The sequence below is a fragment of the Streptomyces sp. SA15 genome, from assembly GCF_002291145.1.
In the GTDB taxonomy this organism is placed as follows: Bacteria; Actinomycetota; Actinomycetes; order Streptomycetales; family Streptomycetaceae; genus Streptomyces.
Genome location: NZ_NTGE01000116.1, coordinates 51299 through 67118 on the forward strand (window position 1 = coordinate 51299; position 15820 = coordinate 67118).

At 67.5% G+C, this 15820-nt stretch carries 17 protein-coding genes and 3 pseudogenes; 8 read left to right on the forward strand and 12 right to left on the reverse strand.

The window, feature by feature from the left end; genetic code table 11:
* Positions 1-272 precede the first annotated feature (272 nt).
* Entirely contained in the window at positions 273-1394 is a 1122-nt protein-coding gene (locus CLM62_RS27505; protein WP_306457938.1) for an IS630 family transposase, read from the forward strand.
* 19 nt (positions 1395-1413) lie between these two features.
* On the opposite strand, the gene CLM62_RS27510 is transcribed toward CLM62_RS27505, so the two are convergent.
* The 5 genes and pseudogenes from CLM62_RS27510 to CLM62_RS27530 all read right to left on the reverse strand — a co-directional run.
* On the reverse strand, positions 1414-2058 hold the full coding sequence (locus tag CLM62_RS27510; protein ID WP_095752611.1) for a dihydrofolate reductase family protein: 645 nt from the start codon (positions 2056-2058) through the stop codon (positions 1414-1416).
* A 271-nt stretch (positions 2059-2329) separates the two neighbouring features.
* Positions 2330-2746: a nuclear transport factor 2 family protein gene (locus CLM62_RS27515; RefSeq protein ID WP_218835626.1), complete on the reverse strand. Its 417-nt coding sequence runs from the start codon at positions 2744-2746 to the stop codon at positions 2330-2332.
* Positions 2747-2748: 2 nt separating this feature from the next.
* On the reverse strand, positions 2749-3432 hold the full coding sequence (locus CLM62_RS27520) for an SDR family NAD(P)-dependent oxidoreductase (RefSeq protein WP_095752612.1): 684 nt from the start codon (positions 3430-3432) through the stop codon (positions 2749-2751).
* Between the two features lie 82 nt (positions 3433-3514).
* Complete coding sequence (locus CLM62_RS51910) at positions 3515-4084, reverse strand: methyltransferase (protein ID WP_257004124.1); 570 nt, start codon at positions 4082-4084, stop codon at positions 3515-3517.
* Positions 3967-5088 (reverse strand): annotated as a pseudogene (locus CLM62_RS27530) (transposase); the annotation flags it as partial. The gene CLM62_RS51910 and the pseudogene CLM62_RS27530, both read right to left, overlap by 118 nt.
* A gap of 30 nt (positions 5089-5118) precedes the next feature.
* Between CLM62_RS27530 and CLM62_RS27535 the strand changes: the two are divergent.
* Both CLM62_RS27535 and CLM62_RS27540 read left to right on the forward strand, forming a co-directional pair.
* Entirely contained in the window at positions 5119-5727 is a 609-nt protein-coding gene (locus CLM62_RS27535) for a YdeI family protein (RefSeq protein ID WP_179382252.1), read from the forward strand.
* Between the two features lie 262 nt (positions 5728-5989).
* The gene (locus tag CLM62_RS27540) at positions 5990-6427 is read left to right on the forward strand and encodes an NmrA family NAD(P)-binding protein (protein ID WP_095752613.1); all 438 of its coding nucleotides are present in this window, start codon (positions 5990-5992) and stop codon (positions 6425-6427) included.
* Between the two features lie 147 nt (positions 6428-6574).
* Here the strand turns inward: CLM62_RS27540 and CLM62_RS27545 are convergent, their stop codons facing one another.
* On the reverse strand, positions 6575-7129 hold the full coding sequence (locus CLM62_RS27545) for a YwqG family protein (RefSeq protein WP_257004115.1): 555 nt from the start codon (positions 7127-7129) through the stop codon (positions 6575-6577).
* Between the two features lie 395 nt (positions 7130-7524).
* A pseudogene (locus CLM62_RS27550) lies at positions 7525-7806 on the reverse strand (IS982 family transposase); the annotation flags it as partial.
* Between the two features lie 70 nt (positions 7807-7876).
* Between CLM62_RS27550 and CLM62_RS27555 the strand changes: the two are divergent.
* Positions 7877-8266, forward strand: coding sequence for a hypothetical protein (locus CLM62_RS27555; protein WP_095752614.1), 390 nt, complete (start codon positions 7877-7879; stop codon positions 8264-8266).
* A gap of 588 nt (positions 8267-8854) precedes the next feature.
* On the opposite strand, the gene CLM62_RS27560 is transcribed toward CLM62_RS27555, so the two are convergent.
* From CLM62_RS27560 to CLM62_RS27570, 3 genes and pseudogenes are all read right to left on the reverse strand, one after another.
* A complete protein-coding gene (locus CLM62_RS27560; RefSeq protein WP_107483827.1) occupies positions 8855-9277 on the reverse strand; it encodes a ribonuclease III domain-containing protein in 423 nt (140 codons plus the stop codon).
* A 403-nt stretch (positions 9278-9680) separates the two neighbouring features.
* A pseudogene (locus CLM62_RS51915) lies at positions 9681-10205 on the reverse strand (replication-relaxation family protein); the annotation flags it as partial.
* Positions 10206-10645: 440 nt separating this feature from the next.
* Positions 10646-11104: a helix-turn-helix domain-containing protein gene (locus CLM62_RS27570; RefSeq protein ID WP_095752615.1), complete on the reverse strand. Its 459-nt coding sequence runs from the start codon at positions 11102-11104 to the stop codon at positions 10646-10648.
* 87 nt (positions 11105-11191) lie between these two features.
* Here CLM62_RS27570 and CLM62_RS27575 point away from each other — a divergent pair, with 87 nt between their 5' ends.
* Entirely contained in the window at positions 11192-12451 is a 1260-nt protein-coding gene (locus CLM62_RS27575) for an MFS transporter (protein WP_095752616.1), read from the forward strand.
* Positions 12452-13043: 592 nt separating this feature from the next.
* Here CLM62_RS27575 and CLM62_RS27580 read toward each other — a convergent pair.
* A complete protein-coding gene (locus CLM62_RS27580) occupies positions 13044-13307 on the reverse strand; it encodes a hypothetical protein (protein WP_095752617.1) in 264 nt (87 codons plus the stop codon).
* Between the two features lie 257 nt (positions 13308-13564).
* Here CLM62_RS27580 and CLM62_RS51920 point away from each other — a divergent pair, with 257 nt between their 5' ends.
* Together CLM62_RS51920 and CLM62_RS51925 are read left to right on the forward strand one after the other, a co-directional pair.
* Positions 13565-14176, forward strand: coding sequence for an APC family permease (locus CLM62_RS51920; protein WP_257004116.1), 612 nt, complete (start codon positions 13565-13567; stop codon positions 14174-14176).
* Positions 14177-14351: 175 nt separating this feature from the next.
* Positions 14352-14639 carry a hypothetical protein gene (locus CLM62_RS51925; protein WP_257004117.1) on the forward strand — a complete coding sequence of 96 codons (288 nt, stop codon included), beginning with the start codon at positions 14352-14354 and terminating at the stop codon, positions 14637-14639.
* Between the two features lie 37 nt (positions 14640-14676).
* Here the strand turns inward: CLM62_RS51925 and CLM62_RS49435 are convergent, their stop codons facing one another.
* Positions 14677-14856: a hypothetical protein gene (locus CLM62_RS49435; RefSeq protein WP_143659159.1), complete on the reverse strand. Its 180-nt coding sequence runs from the start codon at positions 14854-14856 to the stop codon at positions 14677-14679.
* A 165-nt stretch (positions 14857-15021) separates the two neighbouring features.
* On the opposite strand from CLM62_RS49435, the gene CLM62_RS27590 reads away from it, so the two are divergent.
* Complete coding sequence (locus CLM62_RS27590; protein ID WP_257004118.1) at positions 15022-15693, forward strand: FCD domain-containing protein; 672 nt, start codon at positions 15022-15024, stop codon at positions 15691-15693.
* Positions 15694-15820: the final 127 nt, after the last annotated feature.

The following is a 15820-nucleotide window of genomic DNA, read 5'->3' on the forward strand; positions in this document are numbered from 1 at the left end:
TGCTCCGTACGGTAGTTGACACCATCGCAACGGGCAAGGAGCTTCGTGCGTCACGCTCAAGAGGACGAGTTCCATGTCGGCGCGTCCCAGGCCAACTGACCCCTGATCCCCTCAAGGGAGGTCATGGAGTACATGGAGCAGGCGTCAGCGGTCACCCTTGAGCATGATGGGCCGACGGAAACTCGCCTAGCGCTGTGACCGCGTAGGTTCGCCGGGTTAGCGGTTGGAGCGATTGGATGAGCGGTGACGTCCGTTCCACCGCTGGAGGCCCGGTGGCTGAGCCTGTCCGTGTGCGCAGACTGACTGACCAGGAGGGGCAGAAGCTACAGCAGATCGTGCGGCGGGGGAGCACGAGTTCGGTGCGTTACCGGCGCGCGATGATGCTGCTGGCCTCGGCTGGCGGGAACCGGGTGCCGGTGATCGCCCAGCTGGTGCAAGCCGACGAGGACAACGTGCGTGAAGTGATCCACCGGTTCAACGAGATCGGCCTGGCCTGCCTGGACCCTCGATGGGCGGGAGGCCGTCCCCGCCTGCTCACCCCTGACGACGAGGACTTCGTCATCCAGACGGCCACCACCCGCCCCACCAGGCTCGGCCAGCCCTTCACCCGCTGGTCGATCCGCAAACTCGCCGTCTACCTGCGGAAAGTGCACGGACGCGTCATCCGTATCGGCCGGGAAGCCTTACGGTGCCTGCTGGTGCGCCGCGGCATCACCTTCCAGCGCACCAAGACCTGGAAGGAATCACCCGACCCCGAACGCGACGCCAAGCTCACCCGCATCGAGCAGGTGCTGGACCGCTTCCCCGACCGAGTCTTCGCCTTCGACGAGTTCGGGCCCCTGGGAATCCGCCCCACTGCGGGCTCCTGCTGGGCCAAGCAGGGCAAGCCAAACCGGCTGCCGGCGACCTACCGCCGCACCCACGGCGTCACCTACTTCCACGGCTGCTACTCCGTCGGCGACGACCGGCTGTGGGGCGTAAACCGCCGCCGCAAGGGCACCGCCAACACCCTGGCCGCGCTGAAGTCGATCCGCACCGCCCGACCCGACGGCGCCCCGATCTACATCATCCTGGACAACCTCTCCGCCCACACCGGCGCCGACATCCGCCGCTGGGCGAAGAGGAACAAGGCCGAGCTGTGCTTCACCCCGACCTACGCCTCCTGGGCCAACCCGATCGAGGCCCGCTTCGGCCCACTGCGGCAGTTCACCCTGGCCAACTCCCACCACCTCAGCCATCCCGCGCAGACCCAGGCCCTGCACCGCTGCCTGCGCTGGCGCAACGCCAACGCCCGTCACCCCGACGTACTCGCCGCCCAGCGCAAGGAACGCGCCCGCATCCGCATCGAGAAGGGCATCCGATGGGGTGGACGCCCCCTCGCTACCGCGGCCTGAACTCAAGTGGGCCCTCGCGTCACCTTCGCCAGAACAGGTGGTGCGTCACGCCGCTCGGGCTGCGCACGACCTCCAGGTGGAACCGGTCGAGCAGCTCATCGGGGGACTCCCAGAGCCGTAGTCCGGACCCGAGCTTTGCCGGCGAGACCGCCACATGCATGGTGTCGACGAGGTCGGCATCAAGGAACTGCCGGATGGTGGTGACCCCTCCGCCGAGTCGGACGTCCTGGCCTTGCGCCGCTTCCCGCGCACGTTCGAGGATCGTGGCCGGGTCGTCGTCGACGAAGTGGAACGTGGTGTCGGAGAGCGTGAACGACGGACGCTCGTGGTGAGTCATGACGAACACCGGAGTGCGGAACGGGGGCTCCTCCCCCCACCAGCCGCGCCACTCATGGTCCTGCCAGGGCCCGCGCTGGGGGCCGAACTTGTTGCGGCCCATGATCTCGGCACCGATGTTGCGTGCGAAGTCTCGCGTGAAGTAGTCGTCGAGGCCCCGGCTCCCCCCGGGATCCGTGCGCATGGGCCAGCTCGCCGTGGCTCCGGCCCAGGCGAAGAGCCTCTCGGGATGGTCGTGGCCGAACGGCCGCTCGAGACTCTGGTGCTCACCGGCACCGATGCCGTCACTCGAGACGTTGAAGTTCATGACTCTCAGCAGTTGATCCACGTCTGTCCTCGTCAGGTCCTGTCGCGTCATCGTGCGGCGAGGCGCCGCACATCATGACGTCGAACGGGACGTGGCCGGATCGACAGCGGCCCGCAACTTTTTTCCAGGCGCGTCAGGAAGCGGCCGCATTGGCACTGTGGCCGTGGCGGACGCGGACGGCATCGAGGCGGTCGCGGTGGCCGCCCGCGACCACTCACATGCGTCGCAACGGACGTCACCGCACGTCCAACCGTTCTAACCGCCGACCCGGCGAACCTTCACGGTCAGAGCACTAGGTGTACTTGCCGGTGATGCGAAGCTCCTCGTCGAAGTGGAAGATGTCGGTTCCTTCCCAGCGCATCCGGCTGCCGTAGCGGGCGCGGAGGGCCCAGCGCAGCGCCGAGGTGGCGCCGCGGGTGTGCTGGGGCGCCAGATCGAGGCGGCAGGTCCAGCGGATGGCCGCGCGACGCTGCGGTTCGTCGATGAGCCGGTCGTGTTCGTCGAAGGTGACCAGGCCGAACTTCCCCGAGAAGATCGGCACGAACGCGGCGCGGATCTGTGTGGGTCCACGGTGGGTGGTGCCGTCGCCGGGAAGGTACTCGGCGTCCTCGGCGAAGAAGGACATGGCGAGGTCGAGGTTCCGGGTGTTGAAACTGTCGACGAAGCGGTCGATGGTCTCGGTGATGGGCCCCCTGGGCTTCGCGCTCACCGTCACCACGGGACGACGCCGTCGGCACCGAGAAACTGCCCGGTCGGGCCGTCGGGGCCAAGGAGAGCAACCCTGGCGACGACCGCAGCTGCTTGGGCCACCGGCTGGCCCACTTGACCACCCATCATGTCGGTTGCGGTCAAACCCGGATCGACACAATTGATCCGCACAGCGGGGTATGCCTTGGCGTACTGGACGGTGAACATATTGAGAGCCGCCTTGGAAGCGCGGTACACATCCTGCGGGTAGGCGGTGAATTCGTCGTTCGGATCGGCCGATTTGGTCAACGAGCCAATGCTGCTGGTCACGTTGACCACCGTAGGCTGCGTCGACTCCCCCAGGAGAGGCAGAAAGGTTGTCGTGACGCGGACGACACAGAAGACATTCGTGTCGAAAATCTGGTGCACGAGGTCGGACGTGAGGTCTCCGATGTGTGTCGGCGGCTCCAGCAGGCCTGCGTTGTTGACCAGTACGTCCAGTTGGCCGATGGTTGCGGCGGCAGCTTGGGCAGAGGCGTCGTCGGTGACGTCGAGCAATAGGAATTGCCCGCCCAGCTCGTCGGCGGCGCGCTCCCCTCGGGCCTTGTCCCGACAGCCCAGCCATACGGTGTGACCCTCGGCAATGAGTGCTCGCGCCGTCTCGTAGCCAATGCCCCGATTGGCACCGGTAATGAGAATTGTTGACATGTAATTTTCCTGAAATTCATCGACTCGATTACAGAGTCGCTCATCTCCTCAGAAGGCGTCCCCTGGGGAGTGGTCCGGTTGGTCAGATAGCCTCGAGTTCCATGGCGTGGTAGCCGCCGCCGACGGGGTAGGTTCTGCCGCGGCGCCAGTAGGTAGCAGCGAAGAGAGCGTCGAACTCGTCCAGGTCTCGTTCGATGCCGCCCGTGACGCAGAGCATGGTCACGTCCGCAATGGTGGCAAAGTCGGGCTTGCCGATCTCGCGGTCGACGAGCATTTCCACGACCAGGGCGCGCCCGCCTTCGCGCGCCGCAGAGCGGCAGTTGCGCAGGATCGTCGTACACCGCTCGTCGTCCCAGTCGTGGAGCACGGTCTTGAGAAGGTAGAGATCCGCGCTGGGTACCTCATGGAAGAAGTCGCCCGGCACACCGGAGAAACGGTCGGACAGGCCTCGCCGTCCGGCCTGCCGGATCTGCAGGTCGAGTACCCGGCCGGGCGGGCTCGGCGGGTGGTGACGCAGCGTGTCCGCAGCCGCTGGTTGTCGGCGTTGCGGAAGCCGAACGCGTTGCGGGCGACGAGCTTGATCACGCGGTTGATCCCTTCGCTCTTGGCGTTGCTGTGTCCGGTGTCGATGAACGCGGCGATCTCGGGCCACCAGCGGTCGACGGTGGTGGCGAACTGGCGGACTTCGGGGATGTCGGAGTCCGCGCACCAGGTGAGGAACTTCCAGCGGGCGTGGCCGACTTGGTGGCGGTCGGCTCCGGTGCGGGCCAGGGCGAGGAGGGTGCGCAGGTTCTCCTTGGCTATCCAGGCCGTCAACAGTGTTTGCCCGATCTTCCCCTCGCCCAGGAGCGTGTTCCACATCGTGGCGAACTGGTCGTCGATGAGGTCCTCGCGGTTGCGCAGAAGCCGCCGTCTGGCCTTCCACTCCGGGTCGCTCGCCCGTCCGCGCCGGCCGCGGGTCTCGGCGGTGGTGCGGCCCTCGACCTGTCCGAGCAGCCCGCCGTGACCGAGGGCGTCGACGAAGCCGGTGTGCCACCGGTCCTGGGTCAGGCGCCACTTGCCGGTATCCGCATCCCGTTCCCAGCGGGGCCGTCCGCGCCGGGTCTCGTCGATGCCCAGGACTGCGACCTGCGGCAGAGGTGCCGCAGTGACGTCGCGGGCTTGCGTGCGGAAGGCTTCCATCACGGTCGGCCAGGACAGATGCAGATCCCGCGCGGCCTGGATGACCGTGGAGCCGGCATCCCGTATGCGGCGCCCGGCCGCACCCCGCAGCCGGGCGGTCAGTCTGGCACCGGCCGGGATCTGCGGGATCTGCTCGGTGAAGGACCGGCGAGGGCAGTCGGCCTCGCGGCACCACCAGCGGCGCTTGTGCCAGCGGAACTCCAATCCGCTCTCGCCGTAAGGGAGATCGCGCGGCCGGGTCACCGCCGAGCCCTTCACCCGGGTGGCGAAAACCCCGCAGGCCGGGCAGGCCCTGGCCCTCTCGTCGGCCCGTGACCAGGTGAACTCGGCGCCTTCCGTCGGCCAGCCGCTCAACCCGCGCGACGGACACCCCGTCGAGGTCGAGCAGCAACGTCGTATCGATGAGCAAGCTCGTGGCTCCTGCATGATCGTTCTGTGTCGAGAACAGAGATGATCACGCAGGTCCACGGGCATCCTGCATCCGGGGCCGTGCCCGAATGCGTCATGACAATCGGCCGGGTGTGGTTCGCTGCTGGGGTGACTCAGGACTTGGAGACCGTCGCATTCGAATCCGCCGAGGCGTTCGAGGCATGGCTCGGTGAGAACCACGCCGTCTCGCCGGGCATCTGGCTCAAGCTTCGTAAGAAGGGCCCCGGAATCGTCGCGCTGGACTACGCCCAGGCGCTCGACGTGGCACTCTGCTACGGCTGGATCGACGGCCAGAAGGGCAAGTTCGACGACCAGTGGTGGCTCCAGCGGTTCACCCCGCGCAAGCCGCGCAGCAAGTGGTCCAAGGTCAACCGGGACAAGGCGGCCGCCCTGATCGAGCAGGGCCGGATGCGTCCGCCGGGGCAGGCCGAGGTCGACCGCGCCAAGGCGGACGGCCGCTGGGAGGCGGCCTACGACGGTGCGAAGAGCGCCACGGTGCCGGACGACCTCGCGGCGGCCCTGACCGCCGAACCGGCCGCGGCGGAGTTCTTCGAGACACTGGACCGCCAGAACCGCTACGCGATCCTGTACCGCGTCCAAGACGCCAAGAAGCGCGAGACCCGGGCGCGCCGGATCGAGAAGTACGTAGCGATGCTGGCGAAGGGCGAGAAGCTGTACCCGTAGTCACGGAAAGGGGACCATGGCCGTGTGGTGCCCTGGGATCCCGGCGCGCCTGCGGCCCCGGCAGCAGCCACCAAATGCCCTCACCGAGCGTAACGAACGTCAGAGACCCTGAGCAGGATCACCGCTCAAGATCGAAGACCCGGAATGGCGCGGACTCGCCACCCGACGAGACTCCGGCCGGCTACCTGGCCGGAGTCCACTTACGCGGAGCCGTCATCCGGCTTGGCAGCCGTCGGCCAGCCCAAAGGAACTCCGCCTGCCGATGGCCGACAGCAAACTGGCCCTCATCGCAGCCGAAGACATGGGCCGGACCGCGTTCGCCGTCTTCCGGAATCCGGATGTCCACATCGGACGGACCGTGAGCGTCGCTGGAGCCCATGCCAGTGGAGCTGAACTCGCGGCGCTGATCTCCGACGTCATCGGAGAAACAGTGCATTACCGACCGTTCGCGTGGGACCAGTTTCGATCCCTGCCGTTCTGGACGGCGGTCACGGCCGGTAACGCGTTCCCATACTTCGCGGAGAACGAGAGGGACTTGCCGGCACGCCGCGATCTGGACGAGTCCAGACGGTTGAACCACGCGATGGAACCACTCGACGCATGGCTCCGATCGCACCGCGCCGGCCTCCTGTTGTCCGCCCAGAGCCGTAACCGTCCTGTGAACCGGCGAGTGGTGAGATCAGCCCGGTCGGCTTGGTGAAACCTCCGGCAGCCGTCGGTCAGGGGAGTCCGGTTCAAGGACGCGGACCTGCGCATCCTGGGCGCGTTGCACACGGACGGGCGGATATCGTTCGAGCGGCTCGCCAAGCACGCGGGCATCGGCCGGTGTATGCCCCCCCCAGAGCACTCAGGGATTCCAGAAGGCCGAGGTGAACGCACGGTCGAAGCGCCGTGCGGCCAGGTCCTCGCGCTGGATCACCCAGTGGACTGTGGCGCTCTCCCAGCCTTGTACGTCCATGCCGGCAAGCCAGTCGGCCAGGAGCACCCAGTCCGAGACGTCATCCGAAACTTGTTCGTCCCACCGGCCCGCGTCCGCCGCTTTCACGGCCCTGGACACGCCAACGGCGACCGGGTCGGTGTCGATGGTCTCCTCATCGGCGTATCCTCCGATCTGCAGCGGCCCCTCGGGGGCGATGTCCGCACGGGTGCTCTTCCAGACCGCGACGAGTTCCTCGGAGCGGGTATGCCCGGGATGCGGCCCGCCCCATGGCATGCCGGGCTGTATGACCGACTTGTGGTGGGGCAGCGACACATTGGCCGTCGCCCGCAGCGGACCCTCCGGGAACTCCGCGAACATCGCTTCGTAGTCGTCCCAGTCGAAGGAGTTCCAAGCGTGCTTGTCCCGTTCGGCTACGGCCGTGCCGAGGGGGGATGTACACCACGCTGCCCATGGTGTCGTCATCGCCGTCGTCCTCGGGGAAGGCGAAGAGCAGCAGCTGGCCGTCGGGAGGCAGCGGCAGGTCCGTCGCGTCGGCGGGCAGGGCCGCGAGGTCGAGGGAAGCGACGAAGGGGTGGGCGGGGTCCGGGGTATCGGCCGGAAGCAGGAGCGGACCGCCGAACTGGCCCACGACCGGCCCGTCCCCGTCCCGCGTCAGCGTCGCGCAGGGGCGGGCGGTGGCCAACCACCGCTCTATGTCGTCGGCGGGTACGCCCTGCGCGATCGCCTCGTCACGAAAGGGACTTAACCGATCCCACATCTCAGGAGTCATGGGCAAACCGTAGAGGGAGGGACTGACACAGCGGAGTCGAAGCCGTGGCACACCGCCGAGGAGCCGCCTGGATTCCTATGTCGAGCGCGATCCTGGTTGCGGCCTTGCGCAGCCGCTTGTTGTAGCCGGGCTGCTGGGGCAGGTAGGGGAAGAGGTGGCGCAGGTGGGCACGGGCATGGCGGAGCCATTTGGCCTCGGAGGTGTAGCCGAGTATGGCCTGCATCGTGGCGAGGGTGACCAGTTCGGCATCGCTCAGGCGGGGCGTAATGCCGACCGGCGGGCGCCACGGCGCCAGGTCGGGATGCTCCTTCAGCATGTCGTCGGTCGTCGCATAGAGTGCTGTCGCGAGGGTGTCCACGTCGTTCGTCACAAAACGATCTTGGACACCCTCGTTCTCGTCTCCGCAGGCACCCCTTGGACCACACCACCAGGAGGAACCAGTGTCATACCCGCAACTGCTCACCCCCGAGGAGAAGCTCGCCGACGCGAAGAAGCTGTTGAGCCTCCCGCGTATCGTCGTGATCTGCGGCTCCACCCGCTTCATGACCGAGATGACCGAGGCCGATCTGCGGGAGACCAAAGCCGGAAAGATTGTCGTCAAACCGGGCTGTGACATGAAGTCGCCGCACGAACTTTGGTCCGATCCTGTCGAGGCCGAGGCGCTGAAGGTTCGACTCGACGATCTACACCGGGCGAAGATCCGGCTCGCTGATGAGGTGCTGGTAGTCGGCGACTACATCGGAGACAGCACCCGAGCCGAAATCGCCTACGCCCGGTCGCTGGGCAAGCCCGTGCGGTTCACGCACCCCGAAGTCGACTCTGACGCCTGACCGCCCGCTGCCACCTCGACAACCACGGCCGGCAGCCCGCCGCCTGACCGTCTCGCGGTGGCTTCGGCCGCCGCCCACCCCACACCCTCCGCAGGCATCCTTTGGAATTGATCATCTAGGAGCAGCTTGCGCAGCTGCGGCTCGGCGCCCGCGAGCATGCGGGCCGTGTAGGCGTCACCCGCCTGAACCGACTGGATGAACTTGAAGGCAAGCATCACCGCGTTCGGGGTCATCGGGGCGAGCGGCGCAGTGGCAAGGGTCTGGGACATGGACGGGGCTCCTCACAGGGATGATCGCCGTGCGGGTCACGACGTCTGAGATCACCTTCGATCGGATTGCCTGTGGATAGAGTTCGGCGCCCGGCAGGGAGAGTTCTCCCCCCGGTACGGTTGTGACGGCGATCGGTAGTTGGCCCCTCCGATCGGCAACTGGCCCCGAGGCGGTCTGTGATCGCGATCTACACCAAGGGCGCGCCGTTCCCCGCACTGCCCCCGGTACCGCTCGCCGAACAGGTCGAGGGCATGACCGTTTCCTACGGGCGGCGTACGCCGCTCATGGCTAATAGCGGAGTTGTTGCAGCAGGGGCTGTCAGGTTTCGTCGGTGTCGTGATCTGCTGTTGTTTGAGCTGCCGAATCGGTGCGCTGGTTGGCCGATGTCGTCTGTGCTGAGGCCATGTCTGGATTCCCTCCGGCGAGTTCGACGAGCGGATCGAAGAGACGGTGCACGAGTTCGGCAGCGGCATCCAGCCCCTGATCGGCACAGACGGCACCGACGACTGCTTCCATAACGTCGGCGAGTATCGACGCGCTGTCTCGCCCGCCAGATGCCTCCTCGTCTGAACTGATGCGAACATGCTGGCTCAGCCCGACGCCTTGGGCGATCCGCGCCAGAGTACGGGTGTTGACCATCCTTGCCCGAAGGTGGGGCAGCTCTCCCTTGGTCAGGTCTGGATGGTTCCGGTAAATGGCTTCGGTGGCTACCAGTCCCAGCACCGAGTCCCCCAACGCCATCAAAGGTTCGGTTGTCAGGCACACCGTGAGCCTCTGCGTACGAGTGGTGGGTTAGCGCACGTGTCAAGATTTCGGGTCCGGTTGAGATCCCTAGCGCTGCTGACAGTTCGTCAAGGGCAGGGTTGCCGAGGTGCAGCCCACGCGGGAAAGGACGCCTCCAGCGCCCTGCCAGCCGCGCGCAGGGCGGCGATGCGGTTCTCGACACCGGCGGGTCCGGTGCCGTCCAGGACGAACAGGATTCGGGGGAAGAGGGGGTAGTGCCGCCGCCAGTCCTCCAGTCCTCCAGTTCCAGCGCCGGCTCCTGGACGGTCGGCCGGCGGCGCCCGGCGATGGTGGGCACGTAGCGGTGAAGGCGTTCGTACGTGGGCAGTTTGGCGGCGAGGCGTTCGGGGTCCATGGTGGCGCGGTCGACCTCTACGAACGCCCGCAGCATTGACCCGTTGTCGCCGTCGGCGGGGCCTTGCCGGTAGTACAGGAGCGCGTCGGGGATGACGGCCTCGCCGTTCCCGATCGGGTCGTGGACCTCGGGGATCCAGTCCAGCGGCCGGCACAGCTCGCCGCAGCGGCGGGCGTCCTCGAGGAAGACGAGCGCGGTCTCGGTCACCGTCAGTGTGTGACCGACCTTTAGCCGCACGGCGGTCGGATCGGACACCGTCCGCGACGGCCGGCGCCCACGTAACTCGGGCCACTCGGAGGCGAGCTGCACGCCGTACACGGTGGGGAACCACACCCTCATCCGCCCGGCCTGCGGCAGCGTGATGCGGTCGACCAGCCTCTCGTCGCGCAGTCGGGCCAGCCGGCGCCGCGTCTGCTCGATGCGCACCTGGGGGGCGATCACCCGGTGCATCTGCTCCGTGGTGGCCATCCGGTACTGCGTCAGCACGGCCAGTGCCAGCCGGTCGCCGCCGCCTGCATCCACGTCGATCATCGCTGTTCGCTCGCTTCCTGCCTGGTACGGCGCCGTCCCGGCGCCGCGCGTACCGGACAGGCCAGCAGCCGACCCCGACCAAACCGCCGACCACGAAGACCCGACCACGGTCACGAAGCGATAACACCTGCGTCGACCAGGCGCGTATCCCCTCCGACATCCAGGCCGACATCCGTCCGTGCCCTCTTGCGTACCTGCCCGAAAACCCGCAGGTCAGGGCGTGGTCGGGAGGCCGACATCCCCTCTACGCCCCCGAGTCCACAGCCCCACAGCAGGAAGAAAAGAGAAGTGGGTGGGACAGGCCCCGGGCAGCGGGCGAGGGGATCGGCCCACGATGCGCAGGCCCGCCGCCGCAGCCGACTCCTCTACCACCACCTCCTCTGATGGCCGCGTGGGCGGCAGGGTGTCGGAGAGGTCTGAAGGCGCCGAGGGTCTGCTTTCTATCGGGTCTTCTGCACCTGGGTGGTGTTGGTGTTGAGGAGGGTGCCGTCGGCGCTGGTCGGCACGATTTCCGGTACAGGGGTGCCGTGCTGGTCGACAAGGGTGGAGTGAGTCTCGCCGGGAGCGAAGGCGTGCCGTTCTCCCCACTGTCGCAAGGTGACGATGACGGGGAAGAGGGCACGGCCGGCGTCGGTGAGCACGTATTCCTGGCGGCGGCCCGATGGTGCGGGCCGCTGGGCGAGGAGCCCGTGAGCGGTCAGCTTGCGGAGGCGGTCGGTGAGGATGTTGCGGGCGATGCCGGTCCGTCGCTGGAACTCGGTGAACGATTGTGCCCCGTCCATCGCGTCGCGGATGACGAGAAGGCTCCACCTGTCGCCCACGAGGTCGAGCGTGCGGGCGACAGGGCAGTCGGGGTCGGTCCAGACGGGGTTCGGGGCGCGCGTGGTGGTGCGTGACATGACACCTCCCAATGAGTTGCGGATTGAAACCATCATGCCGTACGGTCAAAGTGGTTGCAATCTGCTACCGATTGGGATTGGAGTGCAATGAACGTATGGCGGCGGTTACTGCTCGCAGTGGTGTGTGGTGTCGCTGTGGCGAGCCTCTATGCCGCGCAGCCGGTTCTGGAGCCGATGGGACGCGATCTCGGTGTGTCGGCAGAACTCGCGGGGTGGATCGTCGCAACCGGCCAGTTCGGCTATCTGGCAGGGCTACTGCTGCTGGTGCCGCTTGGCGATGTGGTCGACAGGCGCCGACTCATCGCCGTGCACCTGGCGATCACCGCAGGGGGCATGATCCTGACGGCCTCGGCATCAGCCGCATGGGTGGCGTTCGTGGGGCTCGTGACGGCTGGGGCGTTCGCGGTCGTGGTGCAGACCACGGTGGCCTACGCCGCGTCGGTCTCGCTGCCTGCCGAACGCGGACGGAACATCGGTGTCGTGACCTCGGGCGTTGTAGTCGGCATCCTGGGCGCTAGGGTCGTCACCGGCACGCTCGCCGAGGTGTGGGGCTGGCGGAGCGTCTATGCCGTGCTCGCAGTGCTGTCACTCGGCCTCGCAGCCCTCGTTTTCGCGGCACTACCGTCAGAGGAGCGCCCCAACTCACCTGCGGGGTACAGGCAGGTCGTCGTCTCCCTCGGCGGACTGTTCGGGCAGCGTATCTTCCTGACGCGCGGGCTCATCGCGTTCTTCTTGTTCGCATCGTTCGGAACCCTGTGGAGCGGACTGTCCCTGCCGCTGGCGGACACGCCGTGGCAGCTGAATGAGAGCCAGATCGGACTGTTCGGCATCGCCGGACTCGCCGGCGCACTGGGCGCGGCACGCGCGGGACGGTGGGCGGATGCAGGACGGGCGGCCCCGGTCACCGGTCTCGCACTCACCCTGCTCATCCTCTCGTGGGCAGCGATCGCGCAGCTGCCGTGGTCACTGTGGCTCCTCATCGTGGGAATCGTGGTTCTCGACTTCGCGGTCCAGGCCGTGCATGTGAGCAACCAGCACCTGCTCACCGCCGCGCATCCGGATCGCGTCAGCAGCGTCATCGGCAGCTACATGGTCTTCTACTCACTCGGCTCCGCCCTCGGCGCAGCCGCAACCACCGCCATCTTCACCGCGCACGGCTGGGCGGGCTCCAGCCTCCTCGGGGCCGGATTCGCGGCCTGCGCGCTGGCCGTCTGGGCGGCCAACAGGCGACTACCCCGCGATAGCGCGAACCTCCAATCCGAGAAAGCAGGCACGCACCAGGCGCCGGAGGAAACGCAAGGCACTGACCAAGCCGGACAAGTGATGGACAACCCCAAAGTTCCTTGAGTGCTCCCTGGTCTCTGCAACCCCAGGACCTGGGCCTTCTTCCCTGACCTATGCGGGTTTCGTTCCGTGGAACCAGCTCGGGATTCCTGAAGACCTATTGTCTGCGTCACCGTCCGTGCGAGATGCGTGAAGGAGAGCAGGTCCGCGTTGCCCCTTCCGGTCGTACGGGACCTTCGGGTGGTGGCGTTCGAGACCGAGGAGCTGGTTGGGCTCGTGCTCCCGTGCCGCCGGGCTGACGGACAGCACGATCGCCTCGGACGTGATGCACCTGGAGCAGGTTGCGGCCTGGTTCGGTCGGCGTTGTGGGAGATGCCGCCCGTCGACGCTGACCGCTACTTCGGCAAGGTGCTACGGGACGCGGCCAGCGGTTCCCAGGTCGGCTGGCCGACTGGTGTCGTGTCTAGCCGGACGGCGTACGCGGTTTCCTCGCCGAACTCCGGTGCCCACGCGGCCGGTGCGTGCACAGTGGGCTCCGGCTCGGTTCCCGGTGGAATCCCCCGCCGCCGGGGACCGGACCGGAACCCACTGCGCGACACCCCCCGGCCCGCGTGACGCTGGTGGGGGGGCAGTTGTCCTTCGGCCTTCCGTCCCGTCAAGCCAGTGGCACGCCCCGGTCAGCGCGGACTACGGTTCCGTCGGCCAGCCCCACATAGCGACGCATCTGCGTGTAGGGGATGTTCTGCTCCCGCTCCAGCTGGCGCAGCTCATCACGCGAGTCCACGGGATGGCGCGACGACGCGACCTGCGACGACCAGGCCGAAGCGGCCCCAGGCGACCAGCACCGCGGGATCAGCAGGACGATGAAGCCGGGGCCGTCGACGACGGCGAACCCACGCTCGTAAGCCGCTGCGCTCACCCTGCCCGCTCCGACATCCCCTCCCGCCTGCCAAGGAGCCATGAGGCGTGCAGATCCACGCGCCAAGTCACCATCCGCACCTCTCACATCGGGGCAGGTCGATCAGGGCAGAACCGTAAGCAACGCTGGTCCGCGGCCACTAACCACGACTAGGAGTACGCCATGTCCCGCACCACCTCGCCAAGTTCGCCGCCGGCGAGGACCGCCGCCCAACCAGAGTTAAAGCGGGTGATGGGTCCGGGCCTGCTGTTGCTGTGATGTGTTCCGGGATCACCTCGGCGTCCGCGGCCTCGCGTGCCTTCGCCGCCAACCTTGTCACCGGTTTTGGGCTCGACGCGGGCGATGAGCTCGTCCTGCTGATCGCCCTCGGCTTCATGTGCTTAGTCATGCTGGTGAATCTGCGAGGCGTGGCCGAGAGTCTCAAGGTCAACGTGCTGCTGACGGTCGTGGAACTCTCCGGTCTGCTTCTCGTCATCCTGATCAGCGGCTGGTTCATCGCGGGCGGCGATGCAGACTTCTCCCGCACTGTCGCCTTCGAAACCGCCTCCGACAAGGGCGTGTTCCTGGCAGTGAGCACCGCGACGTCACTGGCCTTCTTCGCCATGGTCGGCTTTGAGGACTCGGTCAACATGGCGGAGGAGACCAAGGATCCGGCGCGGATCTTTCCGCGCATGATGTTCACCGGCCTCGGCATCACCGGACTGATCTACGTCTTGGTGTCCATCTGCGCCGTCGCGGTGTGCCCGTCGGTGACCTCGCCTCCAGCGAGACCCCCTTGGCCACAGTGGTGCAGACAGCCGCACCCAACTTCCCGATCTCTGACCTGCTGCCGTTCATATCCATGTTCGCGGTGGCCAACTCCGCGCTGATCAACATGATGATGGCCAGCCGCCTGCTGTACGGGATGAGTAGGCAGGGGGTACTGCCCCCCTTCCTCGCCAAGACACATCCGTACGGCGCACTCCGCACGCGGCGATCCTGTTCACTACCGCCGTCGCCTTCGGCCTAGTTGCCTTCGTCTCGCTGAGCCCTGACAGCCCCGTCGTGGCGCTACTAGGCGGGACGACGTCGCTGCTGCTGCTCACGGTATTCGTGGGCGTTCATCTGGCGGTTCTTGTCCTGCGCAAGGACAAGGTCGACAGGCCACACTTCCGGGCCGGCCGCGTGCTGCCTGTGGTGGGGGCGATCACCTGCCTCTACCTGGTCCTGCCTTGGTCCTCGGGACGCCCCGCTGACCAGTACCGCATCGCCGGTGTTTTGCTGCTGGTCGGCGTTGTCCTGTGGGCGGTCTCCTGGGTCACCCGCCGCGGCACCTCTGGCGCCGGCCAATAACGCCGGTGATTGGCGGGGGAGTTGAGGTGGCGGTGGTTCAGAGGCCGGCGTGGGTGGCCACCGCGTCCGCGATGAGGGTGTCGCCGACGATGACCTCGACGGTGCGACCGTTGAGGCGCGGCTCGTCAAGGAGCGCCAGCAGGACGGCGGCGACGTCGGCCCAGGGAATGGGTCCCCGTCCGGTCCGCTCGGCGAGTGGGCAAGGTGTCCCCGGCACGGCGTCGGGGTCTGGCCGACGAGGTCGCCGACCGCATTCGCGAGGCCATCTTCAGCGGGCCTAAGCTCCCGGTGCGCAGCTGCGCGAGGTGGAACTGTCCGGCGAGATGAACGTCAGCCGCGGTCCGGTGCGCGAAGCCTGCGGCTGCTGGAGCGCTAGGGCCTGGTGCACTGCGCCTGGCACCGGGGGACGACGAGGACGACGCTGTCCGCCGAGGACGTGGCCGAGCTCGACAGTCTGCGTGGCGCGCTGGAGGACCTCGCCGTCCGCCAGGTGATCGACCGCGCCTCGGACGAGGACCTCGCCTCCATCGCCAAGACGGCCGACATGATGGAGCGGGCCGTGGACGCGTACGAGATGGTGCGCTGCGACATCGCCTTCCACGACGCGGTGTTCGCCGCCGCGGGGCATCAGCGCCTCGCTGACGCGTGGGACGGCATACGGTGCCAGGTCCACCTGTTCCTGCTGACCCGGATCGGCCTCACCACTGAGGGCTATCTCGACTGCATCCCGCGCGAGCACCGTGAGCTCGTCCCGCGCTGCGCGCCCGCGACACCGAGACCGCCCTCATCCTCTTCGCCATACACCGCCGGCACGCCGTGGACGTGGTCACCACGGCTACCGGGCAGGACTGAGAGCCGCACCGCGCAGGGCAAGGCTGTGCGCAGCTGCCTGACGGCAACTCCGGTGCGGCTTGGGCGGGATGACCGGCCGACGGCCCCGACGCGGGCGAAGAAACCCCGCCTCGCGCAGGATGTCGGCGACGGGCACCCTGGCTGCGCGGCAGATCGTCGAGCACCTCCACGGCGACCAAGTCCTCGCCGTCCCCGTCCCTAACGGCCAAGGCCAGCCGGATCATCCAGCAGGCCGCCCGCCACCATCCCTTGCTGAACCCCAGCTCAGCGGCCTTGGCGACGTCGGCTGGATCGGGCCTGCCTGTGTCGGGCGGCCGGAAGGTTCCCCT

Coding starts and splice junctions, on each gene's coding strand:
- CLM62_RS27520 (WP_095752612.1), bottom strand. CDS start 3,432: ATGTCAACAATTCTCATTACCGGTGCCAATCGGGGCATTGGCTACGAG.
- CLM62_RS27535 (WP_179382252.1), top strand. CDS start 5,119: ATGACAATCGGCCGGGTGTGGTTCGCTGCTGGGGTGACTCAGGACTTG.
- CLM62_RS27540 (WP_095752613.1), top strand. CDS start 5,990: ATGGCCGACAGCAAACTGGCCCTCATCGCAGCCGAAGACATGGGCCGG.
- CLM62_RS27545 (WP_257004115.1), bottom strand. CDS start 7,129: ATGACGACACCATGGGCAGCGTGGTGTACATCCCCCCTCGGCACGGCC.
- CLM62_RS27560 (WP_107483827.1), bottom strand. CDS start 9,277: ATGGCGTTGGGGGACTCGGTGCTGGGACTGGTAGCCACCGAAGCCATT.
- CLM62_RS27570 (WP_095752615.1), bottom strand. CDS start 11,104: ATGTCACGCACCACCACGCGCGCCCCGAACCCCGTCTGGACCGACCCC.
- CLM62_RS27575 (WP_095752616.1), top strand. CDS start 11,192: ATGAACGTATGGCGGCGGTTACTGCTCGCAGTGGTGTGTGGTGTCGCT.
- CLM62_RS51920 (WP_257004116.1), top strand. CDS start 13,565: ATGTGTTCCGGGATCACCTCGGCGTCCGCGGCCTCGCGTGCCTTCGCC.